The following is a 13,009-nucleotide window of genomic DNA, read 5'->3' as shown; positions in this document are numbered from 1 at the left end:
ATGAATCAGTTTGCAAAGATAAAGAATGATTTACGATTTACGATTTACGATTTTGGATTTTGGATTTTGGATTTTAACTAATTATAGTCTTTTGGTGCAACTCTGGCTTTAGAAGTCTGTTCGTAGACATAAGCCCATTCTAATAACTGTTTTTCTTGCAGTCGCTTTGCAATAAAGGTCAATCCCTTAGGAACACCTTTATCCGTGTAACCCATTGGTACTGTAAGCGCTGGATATTCAGCCACTGCTGCAAAACCAGCATGGTAATTATTAATGGACAAGAAGCCATCTAAACGCTGTGCTTCCATAGGTACATCAAAATATTGTTTACCATTTGTGCTTAAGGTATCTTTAATAGCTTCTAAAAAGGCTAAGTCACCTTTATCATCTACAATACCTTGAAATAATCTTTGTCCGTAAGGCATAATCTTTAAAGAATCTTTTAAATTAAAAGCCATCACATCGGAAACTGTTCTTAAGGAAATGGATGTATTAGCATAGTTGGCCATGTAAGCTGGCAAATCTTTTTTCATGTCAAGGTTGAGCAAATTCAGAAAATTAGGTAAGCCCAATTGTTCTTCTTCAATCTCTACAATCTCTGCACCTTGTTGTTTTAAAACCGCAATAGCCTTTGTGAATAAGGTATCTTCCAGAAGTCGCTTAGGAGCGCCAAAGCGTTTACCCTGAAGACTTGAATTCTTGAGGTTTTCGGTATAAAATCCAGATTCCCACATAATCATAAATGATTTGGAATCGGTTTTGTCTTCACCAAAAATAACATCTAAAACTATGGCATTATCCATAACTGTCCGAGTGATTGGTCCTGCCGTATCCAAGGTCGAAGAAATGGGTACAATACCACTGCGACTTACCAAACCTATGGTAGGTTTTAGACCTACTACAGAATTCTGACTTGAAGGCGATAAAATAGATCCAGAAGTTTCACTACCAATGGTTGCTGCTGCAAAATTTGCCGAAGCCGCTACTCCACTTCCCGAACTTGAGCCACCTGTATCGATAGTACGTCTGCCATATGGATTCAATGTTTGCCCACCAATGGCTGAATAACCACTTGGGCAATCACCGCAAAAGAAGTAAGCCCACTCACTTAAGTTTGCTTTACCCAAAATGATAGCTCCTTTAGATTTGAGTTGTTTAACTATAAAAGCATCATCAGTCACATTATCCTTTAGAGCTACTGCACCAGCTGTAGTGGCCATACCCGAAGCATTGATGTTATCCTTTAGAAGGATTGGCATACCATATATTAAATGACCAGAATCTGTCTCAGCCTCATCTAACATTTTAGCTTCCTTAATCACATTTGGATTGATCGAAATGACCGAATTGAGTGATAAATCGTTTTCTCTATCGAACTTTCGGATGCGATATAAATAGAATTTTGTTAACTCTTCAATAGTATATTTTCCATTACTGATCCAGCCCTGAAGAGATGGAATATCTTCTTCAAGCACCCAAACTTTCATAGCATTGTAATCAGACTCAGTGAAGTCCTCCATTTGTGGATTAATTTCAGCCCAAATGTCTGCTTCGGTTAAATTCTTTGAATCCAAAACTTTAAACTCCCTGAAATCCTTAGTTGAAATGGCGCTTAAATCGTCTTTAGGTTTTACAGTTTCAACAGATTCAGATTCTGAAATGGGTTCTCGGGCTTCTCGAGAGTCAGTATCTTTACAGGAAAAAATAAACAAGAAGATAAATAGAAATAAAGGATAGCGCATAGTTAGTATTTTTTTATAAAAATACGAAACGGTTAGGTCAAAGTATAATTTAAAAAATTGCTATTACGCAAATGGGTAAACTTTCAGTTTCGTTTTACAGGTAGCAGCAATTGTATTATGCTTATTTTTAGTGTAGTAACATACTTCAATAAAAGGAAAAAAGCGATTTGAGTTTTTACCCAAACCGCTATAGGCATATACACCTCTTGGCCGTAGTTTTACTTCATATACTTATCGAAGAAGCCTACCATTCTTTCAGGATGAATTCCAAAGTAATTGTAGGCATCAAATCGTCGTGTCGTACCTTCTATCCAAAACAATTCTTTATCCTCAGACGCTATGGTATCAAACAAACGCTGTCCAGAAGTAGGATTATCTGTCCAGCTATCATCTTTTACTTGGGAAACAAAATATGGCATCTTTACTGATGAACTAAATGGAATTGGTGTCATCTCATCGCTGGTATATCCGCCTAATTTCACTTGCTCGTACGTCATAAGGTCATAGTATTGACCTACGTCCATTAAATTGGCAAAGGTTTGCATACATGGTCTCATTTCTATGGTCATTGGGCCAAAAAAGCACACAACGTTTTCAAACAATTCAGGTCGTCTATAAATGGCTTCAATCTGTGCGTTACCACCAGTACAACGGCTATAAAGTGCCACTTTCATTTTGCTATACTTAGGATGATTATCGACATATTGTTTTACACCTACACAGTCTCGCCACTCGTAACGGCCAATACCACAAATATTGTTATTGGCTGTTCCGCTGTTGCCATGATTTCTTAAATCATAAGCTATAATATTGTAGCCTGCACGAGATAAGTGTCCCATATGTGCAATAAAATCTACTTCCAAATCATCTACGTTTGAGAAAGGCTCACCGAAGTGTCCTACCAATCCTGAACGGCTAAATGGAAATGGGTGGTTGATGATAATCAACTTATCACTTTCGCCAGTAACCGCAGGAATGTACCAACCCTCTAATGGCACGCCATCAGCAGATGGGAAAAAGATGTCTTTCCACTGGTTCATACCGTGCTCAGATGGTAATTTGTGCACTGGTGTACGGAATGGCGGACGTACTGAAAACTCTGCCAATCCTTTGATTTTGGCATAATCTTCTTCTGATATACTTTTTTGTTGCTCCAAAGCATTTTTATAAGCTTCTGCACCCATTCTACTTTTTAGAGTATGGTCTATGGTATCGGGAAATCGTATGTGTTCCATTTTTTGATTTTAGTTATTGGTTGAACAATACATCAAAGTTAGAATATGTACTACATTCTAGACTTTAAGGTTTTACGGAATTAATGCCATTATTTACTGTTGACGAAATACCGAAGGTGTAATCCCCGTTTCCTTTTTAAAAAATCGGGTAAAATAAGACGGTGATTCAAAACCTAAGGCGTAGGCAATTTCACTTATGGAATGGTTTGTTTTTCGCAATCTGTCTTTAGCGATATGAATTAAGAATGTATTGATGTGCTTCTGAGGAGATTTATCCGTAAAATGCCTAATCAAATCGCCAAAATAATTGGTCGTAAGATTTGCTTTGTTGGCAAAATACTGAACAGATGGCAGTTTTATCTCGCTTTCAATTTCATAGTAGTTTTGTAAATTCTTGTAAAAATCAGCAACTACTTTATTGTAAATGTTTTTGCGCGTTTCAAATTGTCTTTTGTAAAACGAGTTGGTGTAGGACAAAATCAACGAAGCATAGGATAGTAATACGTCTTGCGAAAAATTGCTTTTTGAATACAAATTATATGCTTTTTGAAACAGACCCAACAGTTCTGTTTCTTCTTCTTTTGTAAGAAAAAGTGCTTCATGATTTTTGTAATGCAGAAAAGAATACTCTTGGGCAAAACGCCTAAAAATTTTTGAATCCAATAAAATATGATAGCCCGAAAGCGGTTGAGTAATGTGCCATTCTAGCGTTTTTTGCGGTTGGCAGAAGTAAATGTAGGAATCCGCTATATCGTATTCTGTCTGCCCTATATCTAGGTTTTTATCATAGCCACATTTTATGGCCAACAGATAAAAATCTATACAGATAGCTGGAGATTGCTGGCGCATATTTTGACAATCATCATACTTGGTGAAATGTATATGATGGTTTTTGGGTTCTTCTCCATTTAGGTACGAAAGAAACCTTGGTATGTCATACGTTTTTTCCATTTAGGTAAAAATAAGGTTTTCCCTTTAGCTGAGATTTCTTTTTTTACGGATAGAATAGGATTTTTTACTTTTTTCTTATGGTTACAATAACGTTATCGTATAACTCTGCTTAAAGTTAATTTAAGTGTACAGATTAGCGAGTGACGTATAGCAATTCCGAGTGGAATCGAATATGGTTATGCATTACTATAAGACGTTTTTTCATCTATTTCAGTCAGTAGTACAGTTTTCTTTTTTAACATGTAATATAAAGGGTGTAAAATAACTATTGCCAATGCAATGAAATAGTGTTTTAACTCAAGATTTAAAGTGTCCTTTGTGATAAGATAAAGTGCTTGAAGCCCGAAAACGATTAGTAAAATCAAAATCCCATATTTGTATAGCGTCAGTTTTAGAATTTTTGTTTCGCTTTCAAGAATATTGAGTTCAATTTTTTTGCTCCGCTCCCAACCTAACTTTGCATATACTTCGTGTTTTCCGTATTCCACATCATATTCTTGGGTTTCGCCATAATTTATAGTTCCGATTTTTTTACCGTCAATATAAATTTCAATGCCCACTAATTGACCTATCCATCCAGTATGTCTTTCTATTCTAATTTTACCCATCAATCTTGATTCAAAAAGATTTCTTATAAAGATAATAAAAGACCTCACAGGTTTTATGCTTTGACTATTGCTAAACAACCAACCTTTTGAGGTCTCAATATTTACAATTTATTGATGAGATGCTGAAACAAGTTCAGCATAACAAAACCTAGTTATATCACTTAAAAAACGAATCGACAAACTCGTATTTATTAAAGACTTGCAAATCTTCAATACCTTCCCCTACACCAATATATTTTACAGGAATTTTAAACTGATCGCTAATTCCAATCACCACACCACCTTTGGCTGTACCATCTAATTTAGTAACCGCTAAAGAGGTTACTTCTGTTGCTGCCGTGAATTGTTTAGCTTGTTCAAAAGCATTCTGCCCTGTAGATCCATCTAAAACCAAGAGCACATCATGTGGTGCATCACCTATCACTTTTTGCATCACACGTTTTACTTTAGATAACTCATTCATTAAGTTTACCTTATTATGTAAACGACCTGCTGTATCAATAATAATAACATCTGCATCTTGATTGACACCAGATTGCAAAGTATCAAAGGCAACGGAAGCCGGATCCGATCCCATGTCTTGTTTTACCATGGGTACATCTACACGATCTGCCCAAACTTGTAATTGATCAATGGCAGCGGCTCTAAAGGTATCTGCCGCGCCCAATACAACATTTAAACCTTTCTTTTTAAACTGATAGGCTAACTTGCCAATGGTTGTTGTTTTACCGACACCATTAACACCTACAACCATGACGACATAAGGTGTTTTTTTACCATCTTCTTGGTTAGGTAATTCTGGAATGGTATAATCTATATCTTCCCCAACATTAGTTTCGGATAACAAGCCTGCAATTTCTTCTCTTAGAATTTGATTGAGCTCTGAGGTGCCTAAATATTTATCCCTAGCCACGCGTTCTTCTATGCGCTCAATGACTTTTAATGTTGTGTTTACACCAACATCGCTAGTTACCAGCACTTCTTCAAGATTATCTAAAACATCATCATCTACTTTAGACTTACCCGCAACCGCTTTATTTAACTTGGTAAAAAACGAAGATTTAGATTTTTCTAACCCTTTATCTAAGGTCTCTTTCTTTTCAGAAGAGAATATTTTTTTAAAAAAACTCATATTGTGTATTTGCTTGGCTAAGTACAATAACCTTGCCTAATTGGTTAGCTGCTAAGTTGTCATATTAGCGTTCAAATATAGACATAAAAAAACTGCTTTCAAATGAAAGCAGTTGTACATCGTATTTATCTAAAATAGATTATTTCTTGTTCAAAAAGTCATTGACAAGTTCTGGTGCCATCACTGATTCTACAAACATGTAAGCTCCGGTTTTAGGAGATTTTACCATTTTAATAGCTTTTGTCAAACGCTTTGATCCTGTCTGTAAAGACGCTACTGATTTCTTTGCCATGATTTCTTATTTTATCTCTTTATGAACTGTCATACGCTTAAGGATAGGATTAAATTTCTTAATCTCCATACGGTCTGGCGTATTCTTCTTATTCTTTGTTGTGATATATCTTGAAGTTCCTGGCATACCAGAAGCCTTGTGCTCTGTGCACTCTAAGATAACTTGTATTCTATTTCCTTTCTTTGCCATTGTAAATTGACTTTAGCTTGTAAGCTCTTATTTGTAAAATCCTTTTGCTCTAGCTTCTTTCAAAGCCGCAGAAATACCAATTTTATTTATGGTCTTTAATGCAGATGTTGAAACCTTTAACGTTACCCACTTATCTTCTTCAGGGATGTAAAAACGCTTTTTGATTAAGTTAGCATTAAACTTGCGCTTAGTTTTATTCATGGCGTGGGAAACATTGTTTCCAACCATTGCTTTTTTCCCAGTAAGTTCACAAACTCTTGACATTGTATTCTCTCTTTAGGTATGTTATTTCAAAACAGGGTGCAAATTTAGTAAATAATTAAAGTTTGACAAAACTAAAACCTCACTTTTTCAAAATTTCTTTTTGAAGCATTTCAAAAGCCTTATTGGTGGCTTTCATAACTACCTTATCGCGGTGATTACCAAAATTATAAACCTCAGAATACACAGCATCTTCTTTTGCTATGGCAATCCATACAGTACCAACCTCAGCGTCGGAATCACCTTTTGTAGGACCAGCATTTCCGGTAGTACTAATTCCATAGTCCGAACCAAACAAATTACGTACATTAATGGCCATCGCTTCTGCTACTTCTTTACTAACCACGGAATGGGATGCAATGTCATTTTCAGAAACTCCCAAAACAGCAACCTTAGATTTTGTAGCGTAAGTCACAACACTACCTTTAAAATATCCTGAAGCACCTGCATTAGTCGTAATGGCTTTTGCTATTTGCCCACCAGTACAACTTTCGGCAACTGCAATTGTTTTATTAAACGTTGTTAATTGTTTACCAATAATGGCCTCTAAAGATGACGCTTCTTCAAAGCCAACAAATATATCTTCTATCTGAGGCAACAGTAACTGTATTTGTTTTTCAAGTTCTGTACTAAGTAAGTTTTTGTCCATAGATTTACCAGACAAGCGTAACCTAACTTTACCCAAATTCGGTAAATACGCTAATTTAATAAAGCTAGGCAATGCGTCTTCCCAAGCTTCGATTCTATTAGCTATAGCGCTTTCACCAAGACCATAGGTAAGAAGTGTTTTATGTCTAATATATGGAAAATGGTATTTGTCCCTTAGAGCAGGAATGACTCTGTCTTTGATTAAAGCTTTCATCTCATAAGGTACTCCTGGCAGTGACACAAAGGTTTTACCGTTATTCTCTAACCACATGCCTGGTGCCGTACCATATTCATTCATAAGTACTCTTGATTTGGAAGGTACCATGGCTTGATGTCTATTGATGTCAGAAATTGGTGTGCTGATGTATTTTTCGAATAACCACTCTATATGCGCTAAAACCTTTTTGTCTTCAACTAAATAATCATCAAAATACTCACAGAGTGTTAATTTAGTAATATCATCTTTTGTTGGGCCTAAACCTCCTGTTATTATGATAATATCTGCGTTTCCTTCGGCTTCTTCAAGTGCTTTAAGAATATGTTCTTTATCGTCTTGTACCGACGTTATTTGATAGACAGAAATACCTATCTTATTGAATTTTTTTGCTATAAATGCGGAGTTGGTATCTACAATTTGCCCAATGAGAATTTCATCACCAATTGTTATTATTTCTGCTTGCATTTATAATCCAAAATCAGCTTTTATCTCGTTCGTAGCATTCTCAACGGCAATAAGAACTTTTTCAAGTTGCGCTTCAATATTTTTATCCTCTTGCTCAAATTTTCCCCAATCTTGTACTTCTATAAGCTCATCATAAACCCCCAAATCGAATAACTCAATCGTGGGCTTCATCTTATGTGCCGCTTGATAGGTCTCATAAAAATCCATTTCTGGTACAGCTTTTCTCAAGCGTTCTGCATCTTCAGGAACTTCCTCTATAAAAGCTGCCGCCAATGCCATAACGAAATCTTCGTCATTATCAGCCATCTCGCGTACACGTTCTAATCTATAATGTTTTGCCATTTATTTAATTTTAATTGAAAACAGTTCTTGGCCCTCAATATATCCTTTTAATTCGTCGTTTGCAAAAACCTTACCAACACCTGAAGGAGTGCCAGTAAAAATAATGTCCCCTATTTTTAAAGTGAAATACTTAGAGACATATTCGATAAGCTCATCAATCTTCCAAAGCATTAATTCTGTATTACCAGACTGCACAACTTCATTATTTTTCTTTAAGCTGAAGTTTATATTATTTACATCTTCAAATTGCGATTTGGGTAACCACTTACCTATAACTGCTGCACCATCAAAAGCTTTTGCTTTTTCCCAAGGTAAGCCTTTAGCTTTTAATTGGGCTTGAAGATCTCGTGCTGTAAAATCAATGCCTAGCCCAATGTCATCGTAATACTTATGTGCAAATTTTTTATCGATGTACTTCCCTACTTTTTTAATTTTCACTAAAACCTCTACTTCATGATGTACCTCTTCCGAAAACTCTGGAATAAAAAAAGGCATCTTTTTTAATAATATGGAAGTATCTGGCTTTAAAAAAACAACAGGGTCTGTAGGCTTTTCATTTTCAAGCTCTTTAATATGGTCTGTGTAATTACGACCTATACAGATAAGTTTCATATAAAAAGACTGTTAGGGATATACTTTAGATATTTAGCCCAATTTATTATTAAACTGACGTAACTTAATGGCAGTTAACACTTTTTTAGTATACAAAGGAAAATCGGCATTGAGCAACCAACCAAAATAACCTGGCTCCTGTTCTAACACATCCACCACACGTTTACCCTTATGTTTACCAAAAGCAAAACACTCTTCGCCATCTTTATTGTAAGATAGAAAGCCGGCAAAGTCGGCAAACTTTCTTCGTGAGCTGAACTCCGCTAAGAACTTGGTGTCATTTTCCAATTCATCATACTTGGATAGTTGTGCTTTCAACACCTCATAAGTGGCTATGGTATCTGCTTCAGCACTATGGGCACCATCAAGGTTTTTATCGCAATAAAACTTGTAAGCGGCACTTAGCGTACGTTGTTCCATTTTATGATAAATAGTTTGTACATCTACAGCGACACGGTTTTTCATGTCAAAATCAACCTCAGCACGCAACATTTCTTCTGCCAGTAAGGGAATATCGAAACGGTTGGAATTAAAACCACCCAAATCCGAATCTTTAATTAGATGATGTACTTCTTTTGAAATTTCCTTAAATGTCGGAGCATTTGCAACATCAGCATCCGAAATGCCATGTACCTTGGTCACTTCTGCTGGGATAGGAATAGTTGGGTTAACACGTTTAGTATAGGTTTCTTCTTTACCGTTGGGATGAACTTTTAGAATGGATATCTCTACAATTCTATCTTTGGAGATATTGATACCTGTTGTTTCTAAGTCGAAAAAACAGATAGGTTTGTTAAGATTGAGTTGCATGTGCTATTAATTTTCGCAAAGGTAGTTAGAATAAAAAAAACACCTTCTATTTCATTACAATAAGATTTGATATTATTAAAAAATGGACGAAATTAGTTGTCAACTTTTCAATCAATATCAGTATTATGAAACTATTGGGTCGATTCCCTTCTATACTCTTGAAAACAAGTATTTCCATATTTATTGTCAGTCTAATTTTGATGCTTAGTGTAAGTTGTAAAAGTGATAAAAAGATAACTCAAATCACTATTGAGGATGGAGAGTTTGTTCCACATTGGGCAAAAACCATAGTGTGGTATCAGGTATTCCCTGAACGTTTTAGAAATGGAGATCCAAGTAACGACCCAACTATGGCAGATATTGCTGGAGCCGACCCTCAAGAACCACCTAAACAATGGCAAGTTCACCCTTGGGGAAGTGACTGGTATAAACTACTTGACTATGAGAAAGCTAACGGAGAGCCTGAGATGTGGAAACATATCTTAAGACGACGTTATGGTGGCGACCTTCAAGGCGTTATCGATAAGCTCGATTATTTAAAGGATTTGGGAATTAATGCCATTTACTTGAACCCTGTTTTCCAATCTCCGTCATTACATAAATACGATGGTGAAAGCTACCACCATATAGACCCCAACTTCGGCCCAGATCCTGAAGGCGATAGAAAGTTAATAGCTTCTGAAAATCCATTGGATCCTTCGACTTGGGTATGGACGAGTGCAGATGAATTGGCCTTAAAGCTCATTGAAGAGGCACACCATAGAGATATGAGAATCATCTTTGACGGTGTTTTCAATCATTTGGGTTATAACAGTTTTGCCTTTCAGGACGTATTAAAAAATCAGCAAAACTCACCTTACAAAGACTGGTTCATTATTAAATCATGGAAAGATGAAGAAAAGGGCACCGAATTTGATTATGAAGGCTGGTTTGGTGTAAAATCACTTCCAGAGTTGAAAGAAGACAGCACAGGCATCGTCGATGGTCCTAAGCAATATATCTTTAATGCCACAAAGCGATGGATGAACCCTAAAGGAAAAGGAACCGCATTTGGAATTGATGGTTGGAGATTGGATGTAGCCTTTTGTATTGGCCATCCATTTTGGAAGCAATGGCGAAAACATGTAAGATCTATTAATCCTGAAGCCTATATGACCGCAGAAATCGCTGATACGCCAGAAAAAGTTAAACCTTATATGCAAGGTGATGAATTTGATGGTGAGATGAATTACAATTTTGCATTTTCCTGTGCTGAGTTTTTTTTCAATACAGACTCGACAAAAACGACAGCAAGTCAATTTAATGAGCGACTGAAAAATCTCAGGGAGCTTTACCCTAAAGGCGTAGCCTATGTGTCTCAAAACCTCTTTGGAAGTCATGACTCCAACAGAATTGGCTCGCATATTGTGAATCGCAATAATGGGATAGGAAATTTTAGAAATTGGGGTGATTATTTTAATGCCTCTAACGCACTAAATAACTCAAGTTATTCCACCAGAAAGCCGCAAGATGAAGATATCGTCCTTCAAAAATTATTTGTCATTATGCAAATGACCTATGTCGGCGCCCCTATGCTCTACTATGGAGATGAAGTTGGGATGTGGGGAGGAAATGATCCTGATTGCAGAAAACCCATGATTTGGGATGACATCACCTATGAAGATGAAATATACAATGCAGACGGCTCAACGCACACTCCTGATAAAGTGGAAACAAACACCGCATTACTTGAACACTATAAGACTTTAATTGATATCAGAACATCCCATAAAGCGTTGCAATTAGGGGACTATAAGACACTCTTAACTGATGACAATAAGAACATTTTGGTTTTTGAACGTGCTTATAAAGACGAATCGATAATTGTGGTTATAAACAATGGTAAGGATGAGCAGGTCATTGATATTCCTGAATTGAAGAATACTTGTTTCGAAGACCAGATTAGCACCAGAACTTTCAATAGCGATGCCCAAATTACTGTAAAAGGAAAATGGGGATTAATTCTAAAAGCATGTCAATAGGAATAAATCCAAATTCTTCATTAGAATTTAACTGTGGGCTCAAAATGAAAAACCGATTCATGCTGGCACCACTGACCAATCAGCAAAGTCATGAGAATGGGAGTTTATCTGAAAATGAATTTCGTTGGCTGACCATGCGAGCCAAGGGCGGTTTTGGACTGGTCATGACTTGCGCTTCTCATGTTCAGGAAATTGGTAAAGGTTTCTCTGGTCAGCTAGGTATTCTTTCTGATAGCTTAATGGAAGGTCATAAACGATTAGCTCAAGAAATTAAATCTCATGGAAGTTTAGCTGTTGCGCAATTACATCATGCAGGTATGCGATCGCCTTTTGACGTCATTAAGCAAAAAGCCGTATGTCCGTCAAATAGCGAAAAACACAATGCAAGAGCACTGACTTTAGATGAAATACATCAACTAAGAGACGATTTTATTGCATCAGCAATACGCGCTAAAAAAAGCGGTTATGATGGTGTTGAAGTTCATGGAGCTCACGGTTATATCTTAACGCAATTCCTCAGTTCAAAAATCAATCAAAGAACAGATGATTATGGAGGTACACTCCAGAATCGTTCGCGATTACTTTTTGAAATTGTTGAAGGTATAAGACATGCATGTGGTAATGAATTTCTATTGGGAGTTAGATTGTCTCCTGAACGCTTTGGTATGAAACTAACTGAGATTAAGACCTTAGGCCAACAATTGATTGATGGTAGCAAGATTGATTTTTTAGATTTTTCACTTTGGGATTGCTTTAAAAAAGCTGAGGAGTTTCCAGATAGTAATTTGAGCTTGCTTGAACATATATTTCAACTTGATCGTAAAAATGTAAAATTTACAGTGGCGGGAAACATTAGAAATGGAAATGATGTGAAAAGGGTTTTATATACTGGTATCGATTTTGTGACTATTGGTCGTTCGGGTATTCTTCATCATGATTTTCCTTTAAAAGTTATGGAAAACCCTAACTTTCAACCTATTGAAAATCCGGTAACTGAAGCTTACTTAAAATCCGAAGGTCTTGGAAACAAGTTTATAGATTATATGCGTCGTTGGGAAGGGTTTGTGAAATCGTAAAACAAAAAGCACAGCTTTTTCGACTATGTTTTTGTTTTTTATTATGAGATTCCTGCCTATAAAGAATAACAATTAAATCTCTCTGTCGGTATCCCAAGCTTCCAAATAATCTTTTACGGCTTTGACAAATTGTCCACCAAGTGCACCATTAACAACACGATGATCGTAAGAATGTGACATAAACATCTTATAGCGAATACCTATAAAATCCCCTTGAGGAGTTTCAATGACTGCAGGTACTTTTCTAATGGCGCCCAAGGCTAAAATACCAACTTGCGGTTGGTTAATAATTGGCGTTCCCATAATACTGCCAAATGTACCGACATTGGTTACCGTATAGGTGCCATCTTGTATATCGTCTGGATTTAATTTGTTTTCTCTCGCTCTATTGGCCAAATCATTGACTTT

15 protein-coding genes are annotated in these 13,009 nt (G+C 36.4%); 2 read left to right on the top strand and 13 right to left on the bottom strand.

The window, feature by feature from the left end; all coding sequences use genetic code 11:
- Nucleotides 1–77 precede the first annotated feature (77 nt).
- The 12 genes from Q0992_RS13080 to Q0992_RS13025 form a co-directional block, all read right to left on the bottom strand.
- On the bottom strand, nt 78–1,742 hold the full coding sequence (locus tag Q0992_RS13080) for an amidase family protein (RefSeq protein ID WP_299525129.1): 1,665 nt from the start codon (nt 1,740–1,742) through the stop codon (nt 78–80).
- A gap of 218 nt (nt 1,743–1,960) precedes the next feature.
- Nucleotides 1,961–2,977: an alpha/beta hydrolase gene (locus Q0992_RS13075; RefSeq protein WP_299525126.1), complete on the bottom strand. Its 1,017-nt coding sequence runs from the start codon at nt 2,975–2,977 to the stop codon at nt 1,961–1,963.
- Between the two features lie 93 nt (nt 2,978–3,070).
- On the bottom strand, nt 3,071–3,928 hold the full coding sequence (locus Q0992_RS13070) for an AraC family transcriptional regulator (RefSeq protein ID WP_299525123.1): 858 nt from the start codon (nt 3,926–3,928) through the stop codon (nt 3,071–3,073).
- Between the two features lie 176 nt (nt 3,929–4,104).
- The gene (locus Q0992_RS13065; protein WP_299525120.1) at nt 4,105–4,536 is read right to left on the bottom strand and encodes a hypothetical protein; all 432 of its coding nucleotides are present in this window, start codon (nt 4,534–4,536) and stop codon (nt 4,105–4,107) included.
- Between the two features lie 157 nt (nt 4,537–4,693).
- Nucleotides 4,694–5,668: a signal recognition particle-docking protein FtsY gene (ftsY, locus tag Q0992_RS13060; protein ID WP_299525117.1), complete on the bottom strand. Its 975-nt coding sequence runs from the start codon at nt 5,666–5,668 to the stop codon at nt 4,694–4,696.
- 139 nt (nt 5,669–5,807) lie between these two features.
- Nucleotides 5,808–5,960 carry a DUF4295 domain-containing protein gene (locus Q0992_RS13055; RefSeq protein ID WP_299525114.1) on the bottom strand — a complete coding sequence of 51 codons (153 nt, stop codon included), beginning with the start codon at nt 5,958–5,960 and terminating at the stop codon, nt 5,808–5,810.
- A gap of 6 nt (nt 5,961–5,966) precedes the next feature.
- Entirely contained in the window at nt 5,967–6,149 is a 183-nt protein-coding gene (gene rpmG, locus Q0992_RS13050) for a 50S ribosomal protein L33 (protein ID WP_076616981.1), read from the bottom strand.
- 27 nt (nt 6,150–6,176) lie between these two features.
- Nucleotides 6,177–6,413 carry a 50S ribosomal protein L28 gene (gene rpmB / locus Q0992_RS13045; protein ID WP_114301300.1) on the bottom strand — a complete coding sequence of 79 codons (237 nt, stop codon included), beginning with the start codon at nt 6,411–6,413 and terminating at the stop codon, nt 6,177–6,179.
- A 79-nt stretch (nt 6,414–6,492) separates the two neighbouring features.
- On the bottom strand, nt 6,493–7,740 hold the full coding sequence (locus Q0992_RS13040; protein ID WP_299525110.1) for a competence/damage-inducible protein A: 1,248 nt from the start codon (nt 7,738–7,740) through the stop codon (nt 6,493–6,495).
- Complete coding sequence (locus Q0992_RS13035) at nt 7,741–8,082, bottom strand: Hpt domain-containing protein (RefSeq protein ID WP_299525107.1); 342 nt, start codon at nt 8,080–8,082, stop codon at nt 7,741–7,743.
- Nucleotides 8,083–8,694 (bottom strand): fumarylacetoacetate hydrolase family protein, encoded by a 612-nt coding sequence (locus Q0992_RS13030; protein ID WP_299525104.1) that lies wholly within the window; start codon nt 8,692–8,694, stop codon nt 8,083–8,085.
- Nucleotides 8,695–8,727: 33 nt separating this feature from the next.
- Nucleotides 8,728–9,504: a 3'-5' exonuclease gene (locus Q0992_RS13025; protein ID WP_299525101.1), complete on the bottom strand. Its 777-nt coding sequence runs from the start codon at nt 9,502–9,504 to the stop codon at nt 8,728–8,730.
- Nucleotides 9,505–9,629: 125 nt separating this feature from the next.
- Here Q0992_RS13025 and Q0992_RS13020 point away from each other — a divergent pair, with 125 nt between their 5' ends.
- Both Q0992_RS13020 and Q0992_RS13015 read left to right on the top strand, forming a co-directional pair.
- Nucleotides 9,630–11,525 carry a glycoside hydrolase family 13 protein gene (locus Q0992_RS13020; RefSeq protein WP_299525098.1) on the top strand — a complete coding sequence of 632 codons (1,896 nt, stop codon included), beginning with the start codon at nt 9,630–9,632 and terminating at the stop codon, nt 11,523–11,525.
- A complete protein-coding gene (locus Q0992_RS13015; protein ID WP_299525095.1) occupies nt 11,516–12,601 on the top strand; it encodes an NADH:flavin oxidoreductase in 1,086 nt (361 codons plus the stop codon). The genes Q0992_RS13020 and Q0992_RS13015 overlap by 10 nt, the downstream gene beginning before the upstream one ends.
- A 72-nt stretch (nt 12,602–12,673) precedes the next feature.
- Here Q0992_RS13015 and Q0992_RS13010 read toward each other — a convergent pair.
- The coding region (locus Q0992_RS13010; protein WP_299525092.1) for a 2-oxo acid dehydrogenase subunit E2 at nt 12,674–13,009 on the bottom strand (336 nt) is incomplete at its 5' end.

The sequence above is a fragment of the Winogradskyella sp. genome, from assembly GCF_028289625.1.
In the GTDB taxonomy this organism is placed as follows: domain Bacteria; phylum Bacteroidota; class Bacteroidia; order Flavobacteriales; family Flavobacteriaceae; genus Winogradskyella.
This window is presented reverse-complemented; position numbering and strand designations above follow the sequence as displayed.